Source organism: Vibrio tasmaniensis, assembly GCF_024347635.1.
GTDB lineage: Bacteria > Pseudomonadota > Gammaproteobacteria > Enterobacterales > Vibrionaceae > Vibrio > Vibrio tasmaniensis.
This window is the reverse complement of sequence record NZ_AP025510.1, coordinates 761,268-786,079: the sequence shown is the minus strand read 5'-3', so window position 1 is coordinate 786,079 and position 24,812 is coordinate 761,268. Positions and strand designations below refer to the sequence as shown.

Here is a 24,812-nt window from a genome sequence, read left to right as displayed (position 1 = left end):
GCGCTATGGTTACGGCTTAAGGGCTTTTCGGCTAAACCCTGTAGAGCCACATTTAATGCATGGAATGATATTGGTTGGGTGATTATATTCGGTTTGATGACCACACTCGTCACATACCAAGGTGCCTAAACCAATGACTTCACCCACTTGATACAAGCCTTGGTGTTCTAGATCTTGGAACAGTTCAACCCACTCCACCTTAGTACGATCAGTGATGTCCAAGAGTCCTTGCCAAATAGAGTCTGTAATCATCAAATAAAATGGACCACCTTTACTCTCTTCATAGCTTTCGGAGAACTCTTTTAAGTCCGACTTCACGTAGGCCGAAATCAATGACAATTCGTCTTTGGTCATATCATTGGCTGCTTTCGCATACTTACCTGACGTTTCGATTTTGTTGTTGAGCTCTTCAGGACTATGCTTCAGCGTTTCAATCACCTCTTCGACGACTTCTTCATAGAGCGCTTTTTTCTTCGGCATAACAACCTCCTTAAGATAACCACCTTTTAGTAAGCAAACGGATGCGCTGCAATGCACTCCGGCTTACAAACAAATGTAATTCATACTCTTAAATATAGTTGCCCTACGAAATTCAGTGGAAATTAAGCTATCTACTAGGCTGCAACTGCAAGTATGAAGGGTATAACTATTGTTGTACTCAGCTCCTTTAGGTATTCTATGACGATCTGTAAGATTCTGTTCTAACCGAACTCACAAATTCCAAGATAACCGGATACCATCGATGCAAGAACAATATAACCCGCAAGAGATTGAACAAAAGGTTCAACAACACTGGGATGACAGCGAGACTTTCGTTGTAAGTGAAGACCCAAATAAAGAAAAATTCTACTGTCTTTCTATGTTCCCTTACCCAAGTGGCCGACTGCACATGGGTCACGTGCGTAACTACACCATCGGTGATGTGGTATCTCGTTTCCAACGTCTACAAGGCAAAAACGTAATGCAGCCCATTGGTTGGGATGCATTCGGCCTACCTGCAGAAAACGCAGCTGTTAAAAACAACACAGCGCCTGCTCCGTGGACTTACGAAAACATCGAATACATGAAAAACCAGCTTAAACTTTTAGGCTTTGGTTACGACTGGAAACGTGAATTCGCAACGTGTACACCTGAGTACTACCGTTGGGAACAAGAGTTCTTCACTAAGCTTTACGAACAAGGCCTAGTTTACAAGAAGACTTCTTCTGTTAACTGGTGTCCAAACGACCAAACGGTTCTTGCTAACGAGCAAGTAGAAGACGGTTGCTGCTGGCGTTGTGATACTCCAGTAGAACAAAAGAAAATTCCACAGTGGTTCATAAAAATCACTGAGTACGCTCAAGAGCTACTAGACGATCTAGACAACCTTGAAGGTTGGCCTGAAATGGTTAAGACCATGCAGCGCAACTGGATCGGCCGCTCTGAAGGTGTTGAGCTATCTTTCGCTGTTAACGGTGAAGAAGCACCGCTAGAAGTGTACACAACACGTCCAGACACACTAATGGGTGTTTCTTACGTTGGTATCGCTGCAGGTCACCCTCTTGCAGAGAAAGCATCACAGAACAACCCTGAGCTTGCTGCATTCGTTGAAGAGTGTCGTAACACTAAAGTTGCTGAAGCTGAACTTGCAACGATGGAAAAGAAAGGTATGGATACAGGCCTAACGGCTATCCACCCTCTTAACGGTCGTGTTGTTCCTGTATACGTAGCAAACTTCGTACTTATGGATTACGGCACAGGTGCGGTAATGGCGGTTCCTGCTCACGACCAACGTGACTACGAATTCGCAACTAAGTACGGAATCGATATCATCCCAGTGATCAAGCCAGAAGATGGTTCTGAGCTAGACGTGTCTGAAGCGGCTTACACAGAGAAAGGTGTACTGTTCGATTCTGGTGAATTCGATGGTCTTGCATTCCAAGAAGCATTCGATGCAATCGCTGCGAAGCTTGAAGCTGAAGGCAAAGGTAAGAAAACAGTAAACTTCCGTCTACGTGACTGGGGTGTTTCTCGTCAGCGTTACTGGGGTGCTCCAATCCCAATGGTAACGACAGAAGACGGTGAAGTTCATCCAGTACCAGCAGACCAACTGCCCGTTATTCTTCCTGAAGATGTAGTAATGGATGGCGTAACTAGCCCAATCAAGGCGGATAAGTCTTGGGCTGAAACCACATTCAATGGCGAACCAGCGCTACGTGAAACTGATACGTTCGATACGTTCATGGAATCTTCATGGTACTACGCACGTTACTGTTCACCACAAGCTGACGACATTCTAGATCCAGAGAAAGCAAACTACTGGTTGCCAGTTGACCAATACGTTGGTGGTATCGAGCACGCATGTATGCACCTGCTTTACTCTCGCTTCTTCCACAAGCTTCTTCGTGATGCGGGTTACGTGACATCTGATGAACCGTTCAAGCAACTTCTATGTCAAGGCATGGTTCTAGCTGACGCGTTCTACCACACGAACGAGAAAGGCACGAAAGAATGGATTGCTCCAACTGACGTGACTATCGACCGTGACGCGAAAGGTCGCATTGAAAAAGCAATCGACAACCAAGGCCGCGACGTTGAGCACTCAGGCATGATCAAAATGTCTAAGTCTAAGAACAACGGTATCGACCCACAAGAGATGGTAGACAAGTACGGTGCTGATACAGTACGTCTATTCATGATGTTTGCATCACCTGCAGACATGACGCTTGAGTGGCAAGAGTCTGGTGTTGAAGGTGCAAACCGTTTCCTTAAGCGTGTTTGGAAACTGGTTCATGCTCACTCTGCTAAAGGTGCTGCTGAATCTGTTGACGCTTCTGCGCTATCTGGCGACCAAAAAGCACTTCGTCGTGATATCCACAAGACTATCGCGAAAGTAACGGACGATATCGGCCGTCGCCAAACATTCAACACTGCCATCGCTGCAATCATGGAACTGATGAACAAGCTAGCTAAAGCACCTCAAGAATCGGTACAAGATCGTGCAATTCTTGATGAAGCGCTAAAAGCGGTTGTTCGCATGCTTTACCCAATGACGCCACACATCTCTTACGAAATGTGGATTGCACTTGGTGAATCAAACGTAGACTCAGCAACATGGCCAACGTTTGACGAGAAAGCGCTAGTTGAAGACGAGAAGACTATCGTTGTCATGATCAACGGTAAGCTACGAGCAAAACTAACGGTTGCTGCTGACGCGACAGAAGAGCAAGTTCGTGAACTTGGTCTAAACGATGAGAACGCTAAGAAGTTCCTAGATGGCTTAACTATCCGTAAAGTTATCTTCGTACCAGGCAAGCTTCTGAACATCGTAGCTAACTAATATTTGCTAGCTAACATTGGCAAACTAACAGTTGCAGACTAAAAAGAGCTAATTCATTTTAGTCTGCACATATTACTGCTGAAGCGAACTTATTTCGTTTTCAGCAGTCTTTAGACCTAGTGAAACATCGCCCTGTCTACTTATTTAAAGGCTTTAGATTCTTAGCTCAACAATGCGAACGAACTAAAGCCTTTAAATAAGTATTCTACCTTCATGAGAGCCATAAAATAATGCGCCTGACACTATCTTCATTGAAAGTTACTATTGTTGTTCTAACCGTTAGCCTATTAAGTGCCTGTGGTTTCCACCTACGTGGTGATTACTCCATTCCCGAAGAGCTCAACAAGATCTCAGTAACCAGTTACGACCAATACAGTACGTTTACACGTATGATGAAAAGCCAGCTGCGTATGATTGATGTCGAAATTGTACCGCCCGCAGAAAATACGCCTAACCTGCACATCATTAGTGAAGGCGTCGGTGAGCGAACCTTGTCTCTTTATCAAGGCTCACAAACAACAGGTCTTCGCGCCGCTGAAAAAGAGCTAACTTTCAATGCATCATATCGTGTGACGATACCAGAGCTAGGCGACAAAACCTTCTCAACCAGCGTAACCCGAAGCTATTTAGACAACCCACTAACAGCGCTCGCGAAATCGGTTGAACGTGACATGATTGAAGATGAGATGCGCAAGTTGGCAACAAGCCAAATCCTTCGCCAGATGGCCCGTCTGAAAGCGACTATTGCCGCGGATAACATGGCTCTAGAAGAACTTGAACAAGTTCAAGTGAAAGAGCTTGAGAAACAATACAACATCAAGAACATCGAAATTGACGACGTTGAGATCGACGCAAGTGCAGCACCTGATGCTGAGCCTGCCGTAACTGTCGAGCAATAGGTTTATTTAATGCGTATTTTTGCTGATCGTTTATCTGAGCAACTTGCTAAGCAGTTAAGTAACGTTTACCTAATTTTTGGTAACGAACCTTTACTGCTGCAGGAAAGCCGAGAAGCGATTCAAAAGACAGCCAAAGAGCAAGGCTTCGAAGAACGCCACCGCTTTGCTATTGATAGCAGTTTGGACTGGAATCAAGTCTACGACTGCACTCAAGCATTGAGCCTATTCTCTAGTCGTCAGGTCATCGAACTTGAATTACCAGAGTCCGGGGTCAATGCGGCGATTGCAAAAGAGCTACTCGCAATCTCTGAGCATATACACAACGATATTCTATTGATCTTAATTGGCACTAAGCTCACTAAGGCTCAAGAAAGTGCGAAGTGGTTTAAAGCGCTGTCTAATCAGGGTCACTGGATCAGCTGCCTAACCCCAGACGTTAGCCGATTGCCTCAATTTGTCCAAACGCGCTGTCGTCAAATCGGCTTGTCACCGGATCCTGAAGCGATACAAATGCTGGCACAATGGCATGAGGGTAATCTATTTGCACTCACCCAAAGCCTAGAAAAACTGGCTCTCCAATACCCAGATGGAAAGCTCACATTAGTACGCTTAGAAGAATCGCTGAGTCGGCACAACCATTTTACTCCCTTCCATTGGAGTGATGCGTTATTAGCAGGCAAAGGCAACCGCGCACAACGAATCCTGCGTCAGTTAGAAGCAGAAGGTATCGAACCCGTTATCTTATTGCGCAGCATACAACGTGAGCTTGCTCTGCTATTACAAATGCAGCAACAAATGAAACAGATGCCAATCACGCAGGTATTTGAAAAGCACCGTATCTGGCAATCTAAAAAACCTCTTTATAACGCCGCGCTAACAAGAGTTTCGATATCTCAATTACACTCCCTGTTTGCGCTGCTCACTCAAGCAGAATTGATGACAAAAACGCAATATGAACAGTCGCCTTGGCCACTAATTCATCAGTTAAGCGTAGAGTTTTGTATCCCGTCAGCTTCAATCCCATTTCACGCATAAAAGCGTGGTATATTCTAGGGTCACAGACCCTAAAAAGCTAAACTCAGATTAAAGGAACACCCCGTGTTACGTGAAGAACTAAAAGATTTTCTTGCAGACAAAGCCGACGACATGAAAGCAGAATCGATTGTGACTATCGATGTAGAAGGCAAATCAAGTGTTACTGACTACATGATTGTTTGTACTGGTACATCGAAGCGCCATGTTGCCTCTATTGCACAGCATGTTGCTGATGAAGTGCGTAAGGCAGGCATGAATCCCCTTGGCATGGACGGCCAACAAGAAGGTGAATGGGTTGTTCTAGATATGGGCACGAGCATGCTTCACGTTATGCAAGAAGAGCATCGTGAACTGTACCAACTAGAAAAACTTTGGGGCTAAGCTTTGAAGATCCAGTTAATCGCAGTTGGTACAAAAATGCCAAAGTGGGTTGAAGAAGGGTTTAAAGAATATAAACGCCGCTTCCCTCATGATATGCCATTGGAACTCATTGAAATCACTGCTGGAAAACGTGGTAAAAATGCCGATATTGCACGTATTCTCCAAAAAGAAGGCGAAGCAATGTTAGCTGCAGTTCCAAAAGGTAATCGCATTGTTACGCTCGATATCCCAGGGAAAAAATGGGATACGCCCCAACTCGCAGAGCAATTGGAAAGTTGGAAGCTGGATGGGCGTGACGTTTCTATCCTTATTGGCGGGCCTGAAGGATTAGCACCAGCATGTAAAGCGGCAGCAGACCAAAGTTGGTCTCTGTCAGCACTTACTCTCCCTCACCCACTAGTACGCGTTATCATGGCTGAAAGCTTGTATCGAGCTTGGAGCGTCACTGCTAACCACCCTTATCATCGAGAATAAGCGTTAATGTTACGTAAACGTAGCCAAATTCGTGATTACAAAGCAGAAGCACGACTATTTACTAGTCGTGCTTTTGTTGCGTTTGCAGGGATTATAGTGATGATGGGCTTACTGGTTGTAAACCTTTACAACATTCAGGTAAATCAATATCAGGACTATAAAACCCGCTCCAACGACAACCGTATAAAGGTCGTTCCAATCGCACCGAACCGTGGTTTGATTTATGACCGCAACGGAGTACTTCTTGCTGAAAACCGCCCCGTTTTCAACCTAGAGATCATCCCAGAAAAAGTCAACGATATGGAAGATACGCTTGTTCGTTTACAAGCGTTAATTGAAATACCACCGGAACGTATAGAACGTTTTAATCATGATCGCCGGAATTCACGTCGCTTCAAATCAGTGCCGATTCTGAATCAGCTCACCGAAGAACAAGTTGCGGTTTTTTCTGTTAATCAGCACAAATTTCCGGGTGTTGAAGTGACAGGGACGCTAAAGCGATTTTACCCTTATGGTGATGTGCTGACTCACGTTATTGGCTACGTATCTCGTATCAACGACCGTGATATGCAGCGCTTGGTACGCGAAGAGAAAGACGCCAATTACCAAGCCACCCGCGATATAGGAAAACTCGGTATTGAGCGCTATTACGAAGACATGTTACACGGCACCGCTGGTTATCAAGAAGTCGAAGTTAACAGCCGTGGACGAGTGATCCGCACTCTTAAATTTGTGCCTTCGGCTCCAGGCAAAGATATCGTGCTTAATCTAGATATCAAACTTCAGCTATACGTTCACAAACTGCTTGATGGACGTCGAGGCTCAGCCGTAGTTCTGGATCCGAAAGACAATGGCGTGTTAGCCATGGTATCGAGCCCAAGTTACGACCCAAATGCATTCGTACATGGTATTTCCTCGAAAGGTTATAATGCCCTGCTACAAGACAAAGACCGACCTTTGGTTAACCGTGCAACGCTTGGGATTTATCCACCAGCTTCTACGATCAAACCGTTTATTGCCGTTGCAGCGCTGCAAGAAGGCGTGATTACACCGAACACCACGCGTAACGACCCAGGTTATTGGAAGATACCCAACTCGAAAACAAAACCGTTTCGTGACTGGTTACGCTGGGGACACGGCGTCGTTGACATAGAGAAAGCCATTGAAGAATCGGTTGATACCTTCTTCTACCAAATTTCATTTGATTTAGGCATCGACCGCTTATCTCAATGGATGATGCTATTCGGTTTCGGTGATTACACTGGTATCGATATTTACGAAGAAAGCAAAGCAAATATGCCCACGCGTGAATGGAAAATGGCAAGGCACCGTGTACCTTGGTATCAAGGTGACACCATTCCTGTCGGCATTGGCCAAGGCTACTGGACAGCAACACCAATGCAGATTGCAAAAGCGACCTCTGTATTGGTCAATGAAGGGGAAGTAACAGCCCCCCATTTACTTCGAGCTACAATTGAGAATAGCCAACCGTTCGACGCACAAACGCTCTCTGAAATCGAAACGTATCCTCCGGTTACTGGCGTTAAGCAGAAATACTGGGATATCGCACAAGAAGGTATGAGACGGGTCAACCACGGAAAGAAAGGCACAGCAAGACGCTCATTCCAAAAAATGTCTTATCAAACGGCTGGCAAATCAGGTACTGCACAAGTATTCGGTCTAAAAGAAGATGAAGAGTACAACGCAGATGAGATCGCAGAGCATTTACGCGATCACGCCCTCTTTACGGGTTATGCGCCTTTTGAAGATCCTGAAGCGGTCGTAACTATCGTTTTGGAGAATGCCGGCGGTGGTTCATCAAATGGTGGCCCAGTTGTAAGAAGAATTTTAGACCATATTATTCTTGCAGAAGATTATGAAAGTGAGCCAATAAAATAATGAAACTTGATCCTTCAACTGGACGAAATAGAGCCCTATTTGAGCGACTGCATATCGACTTGCCGCTATTGCTTGGCATTCTGGTTTTGATGGGCTTTGCCCTATTGATCATGTACAGCGCCAGCGGACAAAGTCTTGCGATGATGGATCGCCAAGCAATGCGTATGGTGTTGTCTTTAGGTGTGATGATCTTCTTAGCGCAAATCTCACCCCGAACTTACGAGACATTAGCCCCGCTACTGTTTGCGGGCGGTGTTATCTTACTGTTAGGCGTATTGTTCTTTGGTGAAGCATCTAAAGGTGCACAGCGTTGGCTCAACTTCGGATTTATTCGATTTCAACCCTCTGAACTATTGAAGCTTGCAGTTCCTTTGATGTTAGCAAGGTTTATTGGTAAACGCTCACTACCACCGACGTTCCAAACCTTGGCTATTTCATTAGTGATGGTGTTTGTACCTACAATCCTTATCGCTAAACAGCCAGATTTAGGAACATCTATTCTGATTGCAGCCTCTGGTATCTTCGTGATATTTCTGGCAGGTATAAGTTGGAAGATCATTGCCAGTGCCGTGATTGCACTCGGTGGGTTTATTCCAATCTTATGGTTCTTCTTGATGCGTGAATATCAAAAAGTACGAGTAAGAACCCTTTTTGATCCTGAGTCAGATCCATTAGGTGCAGGCTATCACATCATCCAAAGTAAGATTGCAATCGGCTCTGGTGGTATATCAGGAAAAGGTTGGCTGCAAGGTACCCAATCTCAACTAGAGTTCATTCCAGAGCGCCATACTGACTTTATTTTTGCGGTCATCGCCGAAGAGTGGGGCATGATTGGGATTTTGTTTTTGCTTGCTATCTACCTGTTCATTATTGGCCGTGGCTTAGTGCTTGCAAGCCAAGCTCAAACAGCATTTGGTCGAATGATGGGCGGCAGTATTGTACTGAGTTTCTTCGTCTATATTTTCGTAAACATAGGTATGGTTAGCGGCATTCTACCTGTGGTTGGTGTCCCTCTACCTCTAGTCAGTTATGGCGGTACCTCTATGGTTACCCTTATGGCCGGTTTCGGTATTTTAATGTCAATCCATACACACAGAAAAGCATTCTCAAAGGCGACCTAATTGATGTCTGTTAACGTAATTCCTATAAAAACATCTTTGGTTAATGAGCTGCCAATAAAAAAACTATTGTCTATAGTGAGCCTAGCCGTAGTTATTAACGGTTGTTCTTCGACGGAACCAACAGGCCGCTACGATATAGATTCAGATATTGCGCCAGACACGCCGATCTCAGTGGAACATTTAGAGGATGCCCATCCTCAGTATGAACCTTATAGTTTAGGTGGTAACACGGATTACACTTTGCGTGGCGAAGACTACAAGATCGTAAAGAAGACAGAAGGGTTTACTGAGAAAGGCAAAGCCTCTTGGTACGGGAAAAAATTTCATGGTCATTTAACGTCGAATGGCGAGATCTACGACATGTATTCGATGTCTGCGGCACACAAAACATTGCCGATTCCGAGCTATGTAAAAGTGACGAATACCGATAATGACAAAACGACGATTGTGCGCATCAATGATCGAGGTCCATTTCATGAAGGGCGAATCATTGACCTTAGTTATGCGGCGGCTTACAAACTCGATGTATTGAGAACAGGTACAGCAAATGTTGAGATAGAAGTCATCACTGTGGCTATGCCAACCGACGCGAATAAAAAGGCGGCTTTACCTCAATTTATTATTCAAGTAGCCACTTCTCCACATGAAGATAGAACCGAGAAGTTAGCCAAAGATCTAGGCGAAAAGTTAGCTGTAGCAACGTTCTTGCAGCCAAATGATGAGAACTACCGCCTGATGCTTGGGCCATTTCATGACTATGCTCTGACTCAAGAAAAATTAGAACAAGTTAAGCTAATGGGCTACCCGTCAGCTTATATAAAAAAACACACGCTAACTCGCTAATTTATCTAACAGTTACTTCTGGTAATCAGCGCTCTGGTGTGACAGAGTGATTCTGTTAATATATGAATAGTTCACCTAATAATTGCATTCAAAATGATTAAATCTAATAAACTTGTTAAATCGATTTTTGCTACTTCAGTTGCACTTTCTGCAACGATAGCCACATCGTCATTCGCCGCTCCTATTATTGTTCCTGATGCTCCTCAAATCGCCGCTAAGGGTTTTGTTCTGATGGATTACCATTCAGGCAAAGTACTCGCAGAGAAAGAGATGAACACTCAACTTTCTCCAGCAAGTTTAACTAAGATGATGACAAGCTACGTGATCGGCCAAGAGCTAGATCGTGGCAACATCAACCTAAACGACGATGTTGTTATCAGTGAAAATGCTTGGGCTAAAAACTTCCCTGATTCATCAAAGATGTTCATTGAAGTTGGCACAACCGTAAAGGTTGAAGAGCTGAACCGCGGTATCATTATTCAATCAGGTAACGATGCTTGTGTTGCTATGGCAGAACATATTGCCGGGTCTGAAGATGCATTCGTTGACCTAATGAACGCATGGGCAAGCTCTATCGGAATGAAAGACACGCACTTTGCTAACGTGCACGGTCTAGACAATCCTAACCTGTACTCAACGCCTTACGATATGGCGCTACTAGGTCAGGCGCTGATTCGCGACGTTCCTGATGAGTACCGTATCTACTCCCAAAAGAAATTCACTTACAACGGCATCACCCAGTACAACCGCAACGGTCTGTTATGGGATAAGAGCATGAACGTTGATGGCATTAAAACGGGCCACACAAGCAATGCAGGTTACAGCCTAGTAAGCTCAGCAACCGAAGGTAAAATGCGCCTAGTTGCGGTTGTTATGGGCACCAAGAATGCGAACGCTCGTAAAACAGAAAGCAAAAAACTGCTTAGCTACGGTTTCCGCTTCTTCGAAACAGTGGCACCACACACCGCTGGTGAAACCTTTGTAGAAGAGAAGATCTGGATGGGTAGCAAGGACACGGTTGCACTAGGTGTCGACGAAGATACGTTCGTTACTCTGCCTCGTGGCCAAGCTAAGAACCTGAAGGCAAGCTTCGTTCTTGAGAAAGAGCTAGAAGCACCAATCAGCAAAGGCGACGTTGTGGGTAAACTATTCTACCAAGTTGATGGTGAAGACGTTGCTGAATACCCACTACTTGCACTTGAAGATGTAGACCAAGGCAGCCTATTTAGCCGCCTGTGGGACTACCTAGTACTGCTGTTCAAAGGTTTGTTCTAAACCAGTCAACAGTTTGTTCTACGCAAAATCTAAGCTTGCTGTATAGCTAACCTAATGAGTAGGTTCATGATTTGCTCATTAGCGAAACAAAAGCCGCCATGTGCGGCTTTTGTTGATCTTGAGTTCGGTGATATTTACACGTAATATTCCGCCTTATTACTCGTGTCTGTTGACCGAACACGCTTTTTATCGACATTTCGCCAATTTGCGAGAGTCTAGCCTTTTGGAGCTAATCATGAACATCAATTCTGATGCAAAACTAAAAGACCTCTTAGAGTTCCCTTGTTCATTCACTTACAAAGTTATGGGCTACGCTAAGCCAGAACTTACTGAACTAGTGCTAGAAGTGATCCAGCGTCATGCTCCTGGTGACTACAGCCCAACTCTAAAACCGAGTGCGAAAGGTAACTACCACTCTGTTTCTATCAATATTACTGCGACTTCAATTGAGCAAGTAGAAACGCTATATAAAGAGCTGGGCGAAATCGAAATCGTTCGTATGGTTCTGTAACTTTCGATTACGCATGAAAAACAGCGGCTTATTGCCGCTGTTTTTGTTTGAAACCCTCGCTCCCCTTCCAAAGCATTCAACTTAATTTTCAATAAATACAAAGAAAGTTGAAAAACCTTGCTGTCCGTCTGTAGTTAGAAACCTGTTTCGCGTTTATAATGCGTTCACTTTATTAATCCTTGAGGGAGTGCCGCTTTGCAAAATAAGCTAATCGTAAAAAAATTAGGCCGTCAGGATTACGAACCTGTATGGAAAGCCATGCATAAGTTCACAGACGAACGCACAGAAGAAGACATAGACCAAGTTTGGTTGGTTGAACACAACCCTGTCTTCACTCAAGGACAAGCAGGTAAAGCTGAGCATGTATTAAATGCTGGTGATATCCCTGTGATACAAAGCGATCGCGGTGGCCAAGTGACGTACCACGGGCCAGGTCAGTTAGTCGCTTACTTCCTGATTAACATCCGCCGCAAGAAATTCGGAGTGCGTGATTTAGTTACTCATATTGAGAACCTCGTAATCAATACTCTGAAAGCTTACAATATAGATTCAACTGCCCGACCTGACGCTCCTGGTGTTTATGTCGATGGCAAGAAAATCTGTTCACTCGGATTACGAATTCGACGCGGCTGCTCGTTCCACGGGCTAGCACTCAACGTCGATATGGACTTGTCTCCATTCCAACGTATTAACCCATGTGGTTACCAAGGGATGGAAATGGCGCAAGTAAGCCAACTCGGCGGTCCAAGTGAACTAGAAAACGTTGAGCAACAGTTAATACAAGAGCTCGTAGAACTACTCGGCTATGACCAAGTAGACATTCAAGCCACCAGTAACATTACAGCAGAAGCATAAAATCATGAGCAAACCAATCCAAATGGAAAAAGGCGTTAAATATCGTGACGCTGACAAAATGGCATTAATTCCCGTAAAGAATATGCCTGCTGAACAGAAAGAAGTTTTACGTAAGCCTGCATGGATGAAGATTAAACTTCCTTCAGACAGCCATCGTATTCAAGAAATCAAATCTGCAATGCGCAAAAACAACCTGCACTCAGTTTGTGAAGAAGCGTCTTGCCCTAACCTAGCTGAGTGTTTTAACCACGGCACGGCAACGTTTATGATTCTTGGCGCTATCTGTACTCGTCGCTGCCCGTTCTGTGATGTTGCCCATGGTAGACCGAATGCTCCAGAAGCCGAAGAGCCGAAGAAACTGGCTAAGACGATTAAAGACATGAAACTGAAGTACGTTGTAATCACTTCAGTAGACCGTGATGACTTACGTGATGGCGGTGCTCAACACTTTGCTGATTGTAACCGTGAAATTCGCGAGCAAAACCCAAACATTCGTATCGAAACACTGGTTCCGGACTTCCGTGGTCGTATGGACGTTGCGCTTGAACTAATGAAAGACAACCCGCCAGATGTTTTCAACCACAACCTAGAGACAGCTCCGCGTCTATACCGTAAAGCGCGTCCAGGTGCGAACTACAAGTGGTCTCTTGATCTGTTAAGAAAATTCAAAGAGCAGCACCCAAGCATCCCAACCAAATCCGGTGTGATGATGGGCCTTGGTGAAACAAAAGAAGAGATCGTTCAAGTATTGAAAGATCTGCGTGAACATGGTGTAACGATGCTGACACTAGGCCAATACCTAGCACCAAGCCGTCACCACTTGCCAGTTGAACGTTACGTGCCACCTTCTGAGTTTGATGAGCTGAAAGAGATTGCTCTAGAGCTAGGCTTCACTCACGCAGCTTGTGGTCCATTTGTACGTTCTTCTTACCATGCAGACCTACAAGCTCAAGGTATGGAAATTAAGTAATCACGTTGCTTATCAAAATTAAAAAGGCGCTGAACTGTATGTTCAGCGCCTTTTTTCTAACTCAAGACTAATAAGTCTCTATTTCTAGAGTAACTTTCAGCTAAGAGAAGATTAGAAGCTATAAGCGATAGAAGCTTTAAAGTTACGACCCGCTTCATAGCTGGTGTACTTTTCTGAACCCCAAGAGATACCAAAACCAGTATGCTCTGCGTACTTCTTATCAAGCAGGTTATCGATACCCAGGTTCATCTCTAGGTCTTTAGCAAAAGTAGGAGTGTAAGCCGCCCAAATGTTGTGCGTTGCGAAACCAGAGCGTTTGATCTCTTTGCCTTTTTCGTTCTCGTAATCGTTCCCCGGAACAAAGCGTGAATCCCAACCAAACACAAACTCGCTGTTTAGGCTGTAGTTAAAACCGGCCTTAAAGTTATGAATACCGGTTTTATTCATGTGGCTTGTCTTGCCGTTTTTCAGGCTCTTTCGCTCGCCATCTGAGTAAGAGTGGTTAGCGTAAACACTTAACGCGTCTAACTGATAGCTCAATACAGTCTCTACACCCCAAACTTCAACATCATACTTATTAGATAATGTTGTATTGTTCTTAGTTGGGTGCATTTGGTTATCAAGATCATAGGTGTAAGCCGTGAAACCTAGGATAGCGTAATCCGCTGCAAGTAAACGTGTTAGCTCGTAATCAAAGCCCGCTTCGTAGTTGTTACCCGTCATCGCCTTAGTATCAGACTGCTTAACTTTACTTGGTGCCTTCATCGTTAGCGTTTCTGGCAATGACGCGCCTTTAAATAGACGACCGTAACCCACACGAAGTTTTAGGTTTTCCGTTGTTTGGTATTCACCTTTGAACTTTGGAGATAGTTGATCAAATTTACCTTTGTACACACCACCCAGTTTGTGAACGTCGTAACGCAGACCCGTGGTTAAACGGAAGTCGCTGAACTCGTACATATCTTGCAGATACAGACCATAAGCCGTCACCGTACCACCATCCATGCTGTAGTTCTCGGTTTGACCTTTCTTAGTACCGCTTAGATATACACCTTGACCAGCATCAATCCATTGCTTTGCCTTGTAGCCCTCAAGACCATAAGTAAGCTCATGCTCACCAACCCAAGAAACGTTACGAATGTCGCCACCAATGGTGGTTACATTGTATTCACGCTTAGGGTAAGACATTTTTCCATCTTTGAACCAATCACCTGCCAGTGTTTTGCCCCAAGCGGTACCTTCAAGAGCATCACGATCCATGTATTGACGGTTGTAGTAAACATTACTTTTCAGATGAACCAGATCACTACCCGTATCGTATTCGTGCTGTAGCGTCACTGTATCGCGATTAAGCGAATGATAGTCGTGTTTATCGTCAGCATACAGAGCACCCGCCTTTTCACCAGAAAGCTGACGCGTACCACCATCACTGTATCGGTTGAAAGTCAGTTTAAATTCATTGGCATCATTAGGAATGAAAACAACTTTAGCCAAACCCGACTTAAGCTCACCCTGCTTAGAGGTTACCGCTTCTTGATCAGGAATGTGCAGATCGCCATCTTCTGAATAGTTCGCAATACCCATGAACTGTAGCTTGTCGTTCACTTTTGCATACACAGCAACGTTGGTTGCAAAACGCTCATAAGCTGTTTGATAGCTTGTTTTTACTCGAGCACCAACGCTTTCACCCGGCTTAAGAAGATCGCTTGGGTCTTTCGTTTCGTAGCTAAATGAACCATTGATAGCACCAGAACCTGACAGTGCAGAGTTACCACCTAATTCAATTTCAGCTCTTTTTAGCATTGCAGGATCAATCGCTTGGTCACCAGAGTGGTGGAAAAGCTGACCTTCTTGTCGCGCACCATCAATAGTCACTACGGCAAATTTGTCTTCCATACCACGTACAAATACTTTGCGAGAGTAACGTGCGTTCCCGTCAACCGTAACGCTAGGCATAGTATTCAAAACATCTTTGATGTCTGATGCTTGCTTCTTTTCCAGTGTGTCAGAGTTGATTTCAGTCTGAATCAATTGGTCAAGCGCAGAACCGATAACGACTACGGTTTCTGGTTCGTCGGCAGCAAATGCTGTAAATGAGGTTAAGGCAACCGTAACGGCTACTGATAATGCTTTAAGTTTCATAATGCGACTTATATTTTATAGATTTAAGTAAAAGTGCACGAATGGTACACGACACTAATAACTATGTTAATAGTAATAATTATCATTTACATTCTTTACTTACATTTACTTACTTATAATAAAATACAATTTGATTAGGATGTTCTTGCTGTAATTTACTGCTGAATTTTAAATAAACCCTTCTTCGTGTCACTGCGGAACTAGGTAGCCGTAAGTATCATTCGCTTACGGCTTTTTTATCTAGAATCAGTACTAATGAGCGCCTATTACATGATTTTAAACTAAGTTACATTGACAATAATCACACCTAAATGTGACTAAAAAGCATAAATAGACCACCCTAAATAAACTATCCTCACACTGTGAAAATTAAGCTAATAACAAACTTCAGATACAAAAAATGCCCCTTAAAGGAGCATTTTCTTTATCACTGACATACTAATGAAAATATTAGTACGGTGAGATATTCGAAAGCGACTGAATATGAACCGTGATCTCTTCGCGATCGTGGTAAAGGTGCTTCGCCTGCATCTTGAATTTAACTTTGTTATCAATCAGGAACTGTTTCAGGTTCTCGATATCCTGCAGTACTTCATCGTAACGGCCTTTCATTGGCAATTTAAGGTTGAACAGTGCTTCTTTCGCCCAGCCTTTGATGATCCACTCACCCATTAAATGAGCAACACGAGCCGGTTTTTCAACCATGTCACAAATAATCCAAGTCACGTTCTTACGGTCAGGTTCGAATTTAAAGCCATCTACCATGTGATGCTTAATTTGCCCCGTTTCCATTAGGCTATCTGCCATCATGCCGTTATCGACACAGTGAACAAACATAGAACGCTTAACCAATTGGTAAGTCCAACCACCTGGACACGCACCTAAATCTACGCCCCACATCCCCGGAGCCAGACGCTCGTCCCACTCATCACGAGGGATGAATACGTGAAATGCTTCTTCTAGCTTCAATGTAGAACGGCTTGGCGCATCTGATGGGAACTTCAAACGAGGGATGCCCATGAAGAACTGTGAGTTGTTGGTTGGGTAAGAGTAACCAACAAAACAGTGACCCGGAGCGATAAAACATAAGTGAAGCACAGGCTTCTTAACATTGTCTTTCGCTGTCATCAGGCCTTTACCACGCATAGCTTGACGCATTGGCACAGTAAACTTACGACAGAATTTCAAAAGCTCTTTCGCTTCATTGGTGTCTGGCGTTTCAATTCGGATATCGCCACAACGTGGGAAACCTTCTTTCTCAGAAAGCGCCTCAAGAATTGGAGAGATACGGTCATCGGTTGGCAGGTCTTTGATTTCGACCGCTACCGCGATCATTTGACGAGCAAAGATCAGCGATTGGAAGTCGATCTCTTTAACCAGTTTATCGGCTTCGCCTGCTTGATAACATTCAAACAATACAAAGCCTGTATTGTTCTTTAAGCGAGGAAAACCAAACACTTCCAGTTGTGTTGCCTTGTCTTGAATTTCGCCAGCACATTCTTTTTCAAAACCAGAGCGACAATAAAGTAGTACGTGTTTCACTGAGTTACCTCTTTTATATTCAAAGCAGCGAAGGAGAAGACTCCCCAACCAATGATAAATAGTAGACCACCAAACGGAGTGATAGGGCCAAACCATTTTATTCCTGTCAGTGCTAAGCCATAAAGGCTGCCACTAAAACAAAGGATGCCGATGATAAAGCAAATTGCCGCAATGAAAAAATATTTTTGTGATTTAGCACCAAGTTTCATCTGTAGCAGAGCACCACACGCCAATATTGCTAGTGTATGGATAAACTGGTACTGAACACCTGTCTCAAACACGCCTAGCAGATACTCTGGTAAGAAAGCTTTTAACCCGTGAGCAGCGAAGGCACCTAGCATTACGGCTATTGCGCCAGAGATACCTGCAAAGGTGAGTAAATACTTACTTCTCATTAAGCACCTCTTTGATAAACGCTGATAGCTTCTCAACGGTTAAAGCTATGTTCTGCTGTTCGGTGTAACCAGAGCTCTTACGAGGCTTAAAGCTGTGGTCGCCATCGGGAATAAATTCAACACGAATAGAACCAGACAGATCAAAATCAGCAAACTCTTCACGCTTACCAAAGGTGTCACGTTCACCTTGTAAAATTAAACAAGGTTTCTCTAATTCAGCAAGATGCTCACCTTTATACTTCTCAGGCTTACCTGGAGGGTGGAAAGGAAAACCCAAACACGCCATAGCTGCCACCTTATCGACTTCAGACAAATGGCTCGCCATGCGTCCTCCCATCGATTTACCGCCAATCACAAGCTTATCAGCATCAACCTGCTCAATAATCTCTTGGTAGGCTTCAAGCAGCTTAGGGGCTCGGTCAGGTGGACGACGCTTGCCATCTTCAGCACGTTTAATCATGTAAGGGAAATTAAAACGGATCACGCGTATCCCTTTAAAGGCCAACCCTTTTGCCACCGACTGCATGAATTCATGATCCATACCTGCACCAGCACCATGTGCAAAGATAAAGGTGATTGGATTGTCTTCACCATCAATGATGACGTTATTCATCGAGTAAATCCTCTTGTTCACTTTGCGCTTTCGCCAGCATCCAGTCGCGGAAGGTAGCGATACGGCCCATGTCAGCTTGTTTCTCATGACAAACCACATAGAAGGCGTTCTTACTTACCAACACTTCATCAAAAGGTGCAATCAAACGACCCGCTTCGATTTCAGGTTGCGCCAACACATTATTACCCAAAGCAATACCTTGCCCGTGAGCGGCCGCCTGCAACACCATGGTTGAGTGACTGAAGATAGGACCATGGTTAACGTTTACCCCATCGATACCATTTTGCTTAGCAAACTGTTTCCAATCCTTTCGAGAAGTATCATGCAGTAGCGTATGACATGCCAAATCACTGAGCGTTTCTAACGGCTTGATTCCAAGCAATACCGAAGGTGAGCATAAAGGAATTAAATATTCTTGATAAAGCTTATCGGCTCTTAAACCAGACCAATTGCCTCTCCCATAATAGATAGCAACGTCTACGTCATCGGTCAGCGAGCCTTCATCCATATCAACGGCTTTGATTCGCACATCAATATCAGGCTCTTGTTGATTAAAGTCAGCGAGTCTTGGCACTAACCATTGAATCGCAAAGCTTGGAGGTAAGCTGATGGTCAATGCACCCTTCTCACTTCGCTCAAGCACTTTATCCGTCGCTTCAGCAAGTGATGTGAAAATATCTTTGATATCCAAGAAGTAGCTTTGTCCCTCTTCAGTCAGCAACAAAGAACGATTCCTTCGACGAAAAAGCTTCAGAGACAAAAATTCTTCCAGCGCTTTAATCTGATGACTGACTGCAGCTTGAGTAACAAACAGCTCTTCTGCAGCACGCGTAAAACTCAAGTGTCGAGCTGCGGCTTCAAACACTCTTAGCGAGTTTAATGGGGGTAATCGACGAGACATAGTTACTCTCTAAATAAGCATTAGTTTTTTTTATCTGAAACATTATAATTTGTCCATTGCCTAGCGGCCAGAGAAATTCTATATTTCATCCCGCAGTAGCTAGCCTGAACGGCTTGATTCTCTCTAGAATCAATTGGTTTAGCTCCTGCGATGTTGTGTTTGCAAACTCGTTCTTTTCGAGTTGGGTAGAGTTCTACCGAATGTTTTGTTGCAGTTCTATACTGAAACGAGACATATACTTCCTGTATTTATTTTGACCTGTCTGTCAAATTTGTTTACACCGCCTTATGGGCGGTGTTTTTTTATGTGCAAAGAAAAGTAACAATAAGTTTATCAATAGCTGTGCTAATTAATCTTTATTATTTTTCATCGTTAATCACAGAATTAGACACCCACTCAAATAATCAACTGAACACATACAAATAGAACCATTGAGTAGCACTAAAAAATAACAGATTCCTCAAGATGCTCACACTTCTTCAGTCACATATAAGCCCGTTTATCACTTACGATTTCTATCAATCAAAAATTTTAAAGCTGGGCATGACGATAGCACGCCCAAACTCACGCATCTGTCTGACCACTGTGAATCATTCACAATCGAAAATAAAAAAGCCGCTTACTTTTCAGTAAACGGCTTTGCAAAATTATTAACGGTTGCTCAGCACACCACTATGGGCGGTAAACCTTAACGTTATGGAAGCCTTGCTCTTGCAAGTAAAGCGCTTGCAGACGGCTCATGACACCACGGTCACAGTACAACAAGTACTCTTTCGTTTGATCTAGGTCGCCAAACTTAGTTGAAAGCTTGAAGAACGGGATGTGTTTGATTTCAACACCATCGATCTCTAGCGGGCTTTCGTCTTCTTCGTCTGGGCTACGGATATCTAGAACGACAGCGTGCTCAGCAACGGCTTGAACTTGCTCCACTTCTGGTGCCTGTTCTTGGCTCTCTTTCTCGATATCACGGATATCCATAATACGAGCGTTCTCGATCACTTGCTCTAGCACTTCGAAGTTAAACTTAGCTTCTTCCGCTTCTAGTTTGCCTTTCTTCGCTTTCACGGTTGGCTTCTTAGAGATAACACCACAATACTCAGGCATTACTTTAGCGAAGTCTTCAGTACCAATCTTACGAGACAGGTCGATGATGTCTTCTTTGTCCCAGTTGATAAGAGGACGAAGGATCAAAGTATCGGTCACGTTATCGATATGACGCAAGTTAGTTAGTGTTTGGCTAGAAACCTGACCAAGAGCTTCACCCGTTACTAACGCTTCAATGCCGAAACGCTCTGCAACCATGCCACCAGCACGCATGAACATACGCTTAAGAACAACGCCCATTTGGCCGTCTTCAACGTTCTCCAGGATCTCTGCAACTACAGGTTCAAAATCGATAGAGATAAACTTCACCTTTGCAGATGAACCATATTTATCCCATAGATAGTGAGAAACTTGCTTAACACCAATCTCGTGAGCAGGGCCACCAAGATTGAAGAAGCAGTAATGCACTTTAGAACCACGTTTGATGTGTAAGTAGCTTGAAACACCAGAATCAAAGCCACCAGAGATCAAGCTAAGCAGATCTTCTTGAGTACCAAGAGGGAAACCACCTAGGCCTTTATGACGTTCAATAACTTGGTTTAGCTTCTCGTTCTCGACTTCAACTTTAACGGTAACATCTGGATTTTTCAGTTTTACTTTTGCTGATTCAACCGCTTGGTTTAAACCACCACCTACGTAGCGTTCTAGCTCGATAGAGGTAAAGTCATGTTTACCACGACGCTTAGCACGCACAGAGAAAGTCTTACCTTCAATAAGAGCACCGCTTCGCTCAAGAACTTGCTCGTAAATGTGGTGCAGGTCTTTAAACTCTGATTGCTGAACTTCAAGGGAGTGATGAATACCTGGAGTTTGCGTCAATACTTCGAGTGTTTCTTTAAAGTATTTGTCGCTCTCAGACGTCACTTCGATGTAGTCACGACGGTTGAAGACAGCCACAGACTCAGTACGACGCTGAAGAATAGTACGAATATTACGTTCTAGAATCTTTGTGAAGCGCTTACGCACCGATTCACTTTTAATAAAAATTTCCGGATGAGGCTTAACAATAAATTTCATAGTACTTTCACGCCAATAAGGTTCACAAATTTTAGTAGGTTCATCACCACGTAAAAGGTCATTTCACATAGTTATTGAAGCAATAATAGATCAATATTAAATCTAAGGGCGCGAATTATACATGAGAAAATCAAACAAGGAAAAGAGTGCGTGCTTCAACCTCATCATTAAACTGCATGTTATTAAAAGTAGCAGATTTCGAAGCGACACAAGTGCAGCTTCAAGAAGCCGTACAAACAAGCAAAGAAAAAGCCCAACCTTTAGCACTCTTTCTAATTAAAAGTGTATAAAGTTGAGCTTTGGTTGTCATTCACATATTAACAGACGCAAATCGACATGCTACTGACCAATAACTGGGACTTCTTCACTGTAAAGCGGTTCGCCCTGCATAATGCTGATTTCAACACGTCGGTTTAAGCTACGTTGCCATTCAGTATCGTTAGGCTCTACTGGCTCAGTGTCTGCCATACCACGGACTCTTAAGCGTTGATGAGAGAAGCCACGTACCTTTTCCATCTCTTGAGCCACAGACACCGCACGCTGCGATGACAAATCCCAATTAGAACGATAAAGCTCTGAGTCAAGACGTTGATTATCAGTATGTCCAGAGATTCGGACAATACCCGGAACATCTTTCACTAACTCGGCAACCTGTCTAACCAAAGGTCGGAACTTAGGCTGAAGGAAAGCAGAACCCGATGGGAATGCACCCTTCTCGCGAATTCGAATCACAATCTGTTGACCAAGGTTTTCCACCTCAATCGCGCCTTGGTCGATCTCTCGCTCCAACGCCTTCTTGATGCTTTCCATCAAGGTTTCCATCTCTTGAGACTGTTCTTGAGCTTGCTGTTGCTGCTGATCTGATTCTGAGTTTTGGTTGTTGTGCGCAGAAACCTCTGCTGATTTACCACCCGTCATCTTGCCCTGATCACGCATCGTACCACCAGCACGCTCAGACTCTCCTTCATGAAACTCAAGCGTTTGCTGCGTAATATCAATGGTCTGTTGCATGATCACATCGATCGGAGTTGGCTCTGGGCGACCAGGACGAAACTCCTGCGCAATAATGCTGGTACCTTTAGGAATGTCTTTCACTTCCAAGCGGTTTTGTACACCAAACGCGAATTTCATTGAGCCTGCGATTTGTTTAAATTTCAGTACGTCCATCTCAGAGAATGAAAGGAGCAGTACAAAGAAACACATCAACAATGACATCAAGTCAGCAAATGTTCCCATCCATTGTGGCAAACCCGGAGGGGGACATTTACATGGATTTTCTTCATCCATTTTTATTCCCCTTAAGCCATTTCACCATCAATCGTACGTTTACCTTCGTTAAGGTAACTCTTCAGGTAACCGTCAATAACTCGTGGGTTTTGACCATCTTGAATCGCGAGTACGCCATCCATCACCAAACGACGATTCAGTGTCTCTTGATCACGACGTAGAGCAAGTTTGTCCGCGATAGGGAAGAACACCATGTTCGAAAGAATTGCACCATATAGAGTGGTTAAAAGTGCAACCGCCATCGCCGGCCCGATCGCTTTTGGATCATCCATGTTCGAAAGCATGGCAACCAAACCAACCAAGGTACCAATCATACCCATTGCGGGTGCAACATCACCAAAAGCTGTAAATACTTTAGCGCCCTGTTCGTGACGCTCTGTGGTTAACGCGATATCTTTTTGCAGTGCTGCACGCACCACATCGCCATCATGGCCATCTACCAATAGGTCAATGCCCTTTTGCATGAAACTGTTGCTGATTTCCATCTCTTCAAGTGCTAAGAAACCGCCTTTACGCGCGGCATCCGCCATCTCTACGACTTTAGCAATAAGATCTTCTGGCTCATCGGCTTTAAACATAAATGCTTTACCGGCAATTTTTGCCGCACCAAAGAACTGTCCCATGGTGAATTTCATTAGAACAACAAACGTTGAACCACCAATCACGATCAAAACGGATGTCGTGTCATAGAACATCCCGAGGCTTCCACCTAGGATCATTGCCATAATTACGAAGGCAAATCCACCAATCAAACCTATTAGGGTTGCTAAATCCACTGAGCACTCCTCATGCTTTTTTACAGTTCTACGTCGACGATAATATTCTTATCGGCAAGACTATAAGATCTTTTAGTTAATTCTTCGTCTAAGTATCACACTTTTCGTTTTTGAATCACAACTATTGCCTTACTTTGGCCTTATCCAAAGCGTATAAACTCGATAAAGCCACGGTTATTCAATCAAAGTAAATTCAAGCGCCTTAAAAACGAACTTTCTAGCAAAAATTCTTGGTTACATTTGACCATCTCAGCGGCCTAGGGTAACGTTCGTTCATCTTTCCAAACGCAGATTTATTATGGCTACTAAGAAACCTGAAAATATGAGCTTTGAAGCAGCAATCGAAGAGCTTGATGGCTTGGTTGATCAACTAGAAAATGGTGATCTAGCTTTAGATGATGCGCTGAAAAAGTTCGAACGAGGCATCTCCCTCGCTCGTGCTGGTCAAAGTAAACTAAACGATGCTGAACAACGCGTGAGCATCCTACTGCACAACGATGAAAATGCAGAGCTTAGTGACTTTAACCCACAACCAGAATAACGAATTGTATGAGATCCCCTATGATCGAGACGTTATTGTCTTATCAAGCACGTAATAACGAGCAACTTAACCTTTGGCTTGATCGCCTGCCACACCAAAATCAGAATCTCATTAACGCGATGCGTTATGGGTTACTTTTAGGCGGCAAACGCGCACGTCCGTTTCTTGTCTACATTACAGGGGAAATGCTCGGTTGCACCGCGGAAGAACTCGACACTCCAGCTTCAGCAATCGAATGTATTCATGCCTATTCTCTGATTCACGACGACCTTCCAGCAATGGACGACGACGAATTGCGTCGTGGCCATCAGACTTGTCATATCAAATACGATGAAGCAACGGCAATTTTAACTGGCGATGCACTACAAACTCTCGCGTTTACTATACTTGCGGAAGGCACATTAAGTGCTGACGGGGAAAGCAATCGCGTTCGAATGATTCAACGCCTAGCAGAAGCGTCTGGTGCACAAGGTATGTGTATTGGACAAGCTCTTGATATTGAAGCTGAAAACCGCTCTGTCACGCTAGAAGAGTTAGAAGAAGTTCACCGAAATAAAACGGGCGCGTTAATGAAATGTGCGATTCGTTTAGGTGCACTTGCTGCTGGCGAAAAAGCGCTTGAAGTGATGCCTCAATTAGACAAGTACGCCGATGCCATTGGATTAGCATTCCAGGTTCAAGATGATATTTTAGATATCACCAGCGATACTGAAACTTTGGGTAAGCCACAGGGTTCTGACCAAGAATTGAACAAAAGCACCTACCCTTCTTTGTTAGGTTTAGAGGGCGCTCAAGAAAAAGCGCAAACTCTGCTACAGGAAGCGCTTCAAGCTTTGGCTGCAATCCCATACAATACCCAGTTACTCGAAGAGTTCGCCCGATACGTCATCGAGCGCAAGAACTAAGACAATA

The 24,812-nt window shown here is 44.0% G+C and carries 24 protein-coding genes; 15 read left to right on the top strand and 9 right to left on the bottom strand.

The features are described from left to right. Nucleotides 1–9: 9 nt before the first annotated feature. On the bottom strand, nucleotides 10–480 hold the full coding sequence (locus OCV44_RS03705; RefSeq protein ID WP_139684619.1) for a zinc ribbon-containing protein: 471 nt from the start codon (nucleotides 478–480) through the stop codon (nucleotides 10–12). 262 nt (nucleotides 481–742) lie between these two features. On the opposite strand from OCV44_RS03705, the gene leuS reads away from it, so the two are divergent. From leuS to lipA, 12 genes are all read left to right on the top strand, one after another. Continuing rightward, entirely contained in the window at nucleotides 743–3,319 is a 2,577-nt protein-coding gene (leuS, locus tag OCV44_RS03700) for a leucine--tRNA ligase (protein WP_139684618.1), read from the top strand. Between the two features lie 230 nt (nucleotides 3,320–3,549). After that, entirely contained in the window at nucleotides 3,550–4,218 is a 669-nt protein-coding gene (locus OCV44_RS03695; RefSeq protein WP_139684617.1) for an LPS-assembly lipoprotein LptE, read from the top strand. Nucleotides 4,219–4,227: 9 nt separating this feature from the next. Continuing rightward, nucleotides 4,228–5,253 carry a DNA polymerase III subunit delta gene (holA, locus tag OCV44_RS03690; RefSeq protein WP_139684616.1) on the top strand — a complete coding sequence of 342 codons (1,026 nt, stop codon included), beginning with the start codon at nucleotides 4,228–4,230 and terminating at the stop codon, nucleotides 5,251–5,253. A gap of 63 nt (nucleotides 5,254–5,316) precedes the next feature. Beyond that, nucleotides 5,317–5,634: a ribosome silencing factor gene (gene rsfS / locus OCV44_RS03685; protein ID WP_086048887.1), complete on the top strand. Its 318-nt coding sequence runs from the start codon at nucleotides 5,317–5,319 to the stop codon at nucleotides 5,632–5,634. 3 nt (nucleotides 5,635–5,637) lie between these two features. After that, the gene (gene rlmH, locus OCV44_RS03680) at nucleotides 5,638–6,108 is read left to right on the top strand and encodes a 23S rRNA (pseudouridine(1915)-N(3))-methyltransferase RlmH (RefSeq protein ID WP_009848474.1); all 471 of its coding nucleotides are present in this window, start codon (nucleotides 5,638–5,640) and stop codon (nucleotides 6,106–6,108) included. Nucleotides 6,109–6,114: 6 nt separating this feature from the next. Continuing rightward, complete coding sequence (gene mrdA / locus OCV44_RS03675; protein ID WP_086048886.1) at nucleotides 6,115–8,007, top strand: penicillin-binding protein 2; 1,893 nt, start codon at nucleotides 6,115–6,117, stop codon at nucleotides 8,005–8,007. Then, nucleotides 8,007–9,128, top strand: coding sequence for a rod shape-determining protein RodA (gene rodA, locus OCV44_RS03670; RefSeq protein WP_086048885.1), 1,122 nt, complete (start codon nucleotides 8,007–8,009; stop codon nucleotides 9,126–9,128). The genes mrdA and rodA overlap by 1 nt, the downstream gene beginning before the upstream one ends. A 3-nt stretch (nucleotides 9,129–9,131) precedes the next feature. Next, a complete protein-coding gene (locus tag OCV44_RS03665) occupies nucleotides 9,132–9,971 on the top strand; it encodes a septal ring lytic transglycosylase RlpA family protein (protein ID WP_139684615.1) in 840 nt (279 codons plus the stop codon). 93 nt (nucleotides 9,972–10,064) lie between these two features. Next, entirely contained in the window at nucleotides 10,065–11,246 is a 1,182-nt protein-coding gene (locus tag OCV44_RS03660) for a serine hydrolase (RefSeq protein WP_211349758.1), read from the top strand. Between the two features lie 232 nt (nucleotides 11,247–11,478). Then, a complete protein-coding gene (gene ybeD, locus OCV44_RS03655) occupies nucleotides 11,479–11,757 on the top strand; it encodes a DUF493 family protein YbeD (RefSeq protein ID WP_029223108.1) in 279 nt (92 codons plus the stop codon). Nucleotides 11,758–11,952: 195 nt separating this feature from the next. Further along, nucleotides 11,953–12,612, top strand: coding sequence for a lipoyl(octanoyl) transferase LipB (gene lipB / locus OCV44_RS03650; RefSeq protein WP_139684614.1), 660 nt, complete (start codon nucleotides 11,953–11,955; stop codon nucleotides 12,610–12,612). Nucleotides 12,613–12,616: 4 nt separating this feature from the next. Continuing rightward, on the top strand, nucleotides 12,617–13,582 hold the full coding sequence (gene lipA / locus OCV44_RS03645) for a lipoyl synthase (protein ID WP_017096213.1): 966 nt from the start codon (nucleotides 12,617–12,619) through the stop codon (nucleotides 13,580–13,582). 111 nt (nucleotides 13,583–13,693) lie between these two features. Here the strand turns inward: lipA and OCV44_RS03640 are convergent, their stop codons facing one another. From OCV44_RS03640 to thiI, 6 genes are all read right to left on the bottom strand, one after another. Then, nucleotides 13,694–15,724, bottom strand: a complete 2,031-nt coding sequence (locus OCV44_RS03640) for a TonB-dependent receptor (protein ID WP_139684613.1) — start codon at nucleotides 15,722–15,724, stop codon at nucleotides 13,694–13,696. Between the two features lie 450 nt (nucleotides 15,725–16,174). Continuing rightward, entirely contained in the window at nucleotides 16,175–17,266 is a 1,092-nt protein-coding gene (rlmM, locus tag OCV44_RS03635) for a 23S rRNA (cytidine(2498)-2'-O)-methyltransferase RlmM (protein WP_029223102.1), read from the bottom strand. Further along, nucleotides 17,263–17,661, bottom strand: coding sequence for a DUF423 domain-containing protein (locus OCV44_RS03630; protein ID WP_139684612.1), 399 nt, complete (start codon nucleotides 17,659–17,661; stop codon nucleotides 17,263–17,265). Before OCV44_RS03630 ends, rlmM begins: the two co-directional genes overlap by 4 nt. After that, nucleotides 17,651–18,274: an alpha/beta fold hydrolase gene (locus OCV44_RS03625; protein ID WP_086048880.1), complete on the bottom strand. Its 624-nt coding sequence runs from the start codon at nucleotides 18,272–18,274 to the stop codon at nucleotides 17,651–17,653. The genes OCV44_RS03630 and OCV44_RS03625 overlap by 11 nt, the downstream gene beginning before the upstream one ends. Beyond that, nucleotides 18,267–19,175 carry a transcriptional regulator GcvA gene (locus OCV44_RS03620; protein WP_139684611.1) on the bottom strand — a complete coding sequence of 303 codons (909 nt, stop codon included), beginning with the start codon at nucleotides 19,173–19,175 and terminating at the stop codon, nucleotides 18,267–18,269. Before OCV44_RS03620 ends, OCV44_RS03625 begins: the two co-directional genes overlap by 8 nt. A gap of 672 nt (nucleotides 19,176–19,847) precedes the next feature. Further along, nucleotides 19,848–21,296 carry a tRNA uracil 4-sulfurtransferase ThiI gene (thiI, locus tag OCV44_RS03615; protein ID WP_139684610.1) on the bottom strand — a complete coding sequence of 483 codons (1,449 nt, stop codon included), beginning with the start codon at nucleotides 21,294–21,296 and terminating at the stop codon, nucleotides 19,848–19,850. 146 nt (nucleotides 21,297–21,442) lie between these two features. Here thiI and OCV44_RS03610 point away from each other — a divergent pair, with 146 nt between their 5' ends. Next, nucleotides 21,443–21,586, top strand: a complete 144-nt coding sequence (locus tag OCV44_RS03610) for a hypothetical protein (RefSeq protein WP_170213714.1) — start codon at nucleotides 21,443–21,445, stop codon at nucleotides 21,584–21,586. Nucleotides 21,587–21,635: 49 nt separating this feature from the next. Here OCV44_RS03610 and OCV44_RS03605 read toward each other — a convergent pair whose 3' ends face one another. Together OCV44_RS03605 and pomA are read right to left on the bottom strand one after the other, a co-directional pair. Then, nucleotides 21,636–22,583 (bottom strand): flagellar motor protein MotB, encoded by a 948-nt coding sequence (locus OCV44_RS03605; protein ID WP_139684609.1) that lies wholly within the window; start codon nucleotides 22,581–22,583, stop codon nucleotides 21,636–21,638. 11 nt (nucleotides 22,584–22,594) lie between these two features. Then, a complete protein-coding gene (gene pomA, locus OCV44_RS03600; protein ID WP_009847464.1) occupies nucleotides 22,595–23,359 on the bottom strand; it encodes a flagellar motor protein PomA in 765 nt (254 codons plus the stop codon). Nucleotides 23,360–23,657: 298 nt separating this feature from the next. Here pomA and xseB point away from each other — a divergent pair, with 298 nt between their 5' ends. Further along, entirely contained in the window at nucleotides 23,658–23,900 is a 243-nt protein-coding gene (xseB, locus tag OCV44_RS03595; protein WP_086048875.1) for an exodeoxyribonuclease VII small subunit, read from the top strand. Nucleotides 23,901–23,920: 20 nt separating this feature from the next. Next, entirely contained in the window at nucleotides 23,921–24,805 is an 885-nt protein-coding gene (gene ispA, locus OCV44_RS03590) for a (2E,6E)-farnesyl diphosphate synthase (RefSeq protein WP_139684608.1), read from the top strand. The last annotated feature ends 7 nt before the right edge of the window (nucleotides 24,806–24,812 follow it).

Coding starts and splice junctions, on each gene's coding strand:
- OCV44_RS03620 (WP_139684611.1), bottom strand. CDS start 19,175: ATGTCTCGTCGATTACCCCCATTAAACTCGCTAAGAGTGTTTGAAGCC.
- holA (WP_139684616.1), top strand. CDS start 4,228: ATGCGTATTTTTGCTGATCGTTTATCTGAGCAACTTGCTAAGCAGTTA.
- OCV44_RS03605 (WP_139684609.1), bottom strand. CDS start 22,583: ATGGATGAAGAAAATCCATGTAAATGTCCCCCTCCGGGTTTGCCACAA.
- rodA (WP_086048885.1), top strand. CDS start 8,007: ATGAAACTTGATCCTTCAACTGGACGAAATAGAGCCCTATTTGAGCGA.
- leuS (WP_139684618.1), top strand. CDS start 743: ATGCAAGAACAATATAACCCGCAAGAGATTGAACAAAAGGTTCAACAA.
- ispA (WP_139684608.1), top strand. CDS start 23,921: ATGATCGAGACGTTATTGTCTTATCAAGCACGTAATAACGAGCAACTT.
- xseB (WP_086048875.1), top strand. CDS start 23,658: ATGGCTACTAAGAAACCTGAAAATATGAGCTTTGAAGCAGCAATCGAA.
- OCV44_RS03695 (WP_139684617.1), top strand. CDS start 3,550: ATGCGCCTGACACTATCTTCATTGAAAGTTACTATTGTTGTTCTAACC.
- OCV44_RS03625 (WP_086048880.1), bottom strand. CDS start 18,274: ATGAATAACGTCATCATTGATGGTGAAGACAATCCAATCACCTTTATC.
- lipA (WP_017096213.1), top strand. CDS start 12,617: ATGAGCAAACCAATCCAAATGGAAAAAGGCGTTAAATATCGTGACGCT.
- OCV44_RS03640 (WP_139684613.1), bottom strand. CDS start 15,724: ATGAAACTTAAAGCATTATCAGTAGCCGTTACGGTTGCCTTAACCTCA.
- OCV44_RS03665 (WP_139684615.1), top strand. CDS start 9,132: ATGTCTGTTAACGTAATTCCTATAAAAACATCTTTGGTTAATGAGCTG.
- OCV44_RS03630 (WP_139684612.1), bottom strand. CDS start 17,661: ATGAGAAGTAAGTATTTACTCACCTTTGCAGGTATCTCTGGCGCAATA.
- mrdA (WP_086048886.1), top strand. CDS start 6,115: ATGTTACGTAAACGTAGCCAAATTCGTGATTACAAAGCAGAAGCACGA.
- OCV44_RS03660 (WP_211349758.1), top strand. CDS start 10,065: ATGATTAAATCTAATAAACTTGTTAAATCGATTTTTGCTACTTCAGTT.
- thiI (WP_139684610.1), bottom strand. CDS start 21,296: ATGAAATTTATTGTTAAGCCTCATCCGGAAATTTTTATTAAAAGTGAA.
- OCV44_RS03705 (WP_139684619.1), bottom strand. CDS start 480: ATGCCGAAGAAAAAAGCGCTCTATGAAGAAGTCGTCGAAGAGGTGATT.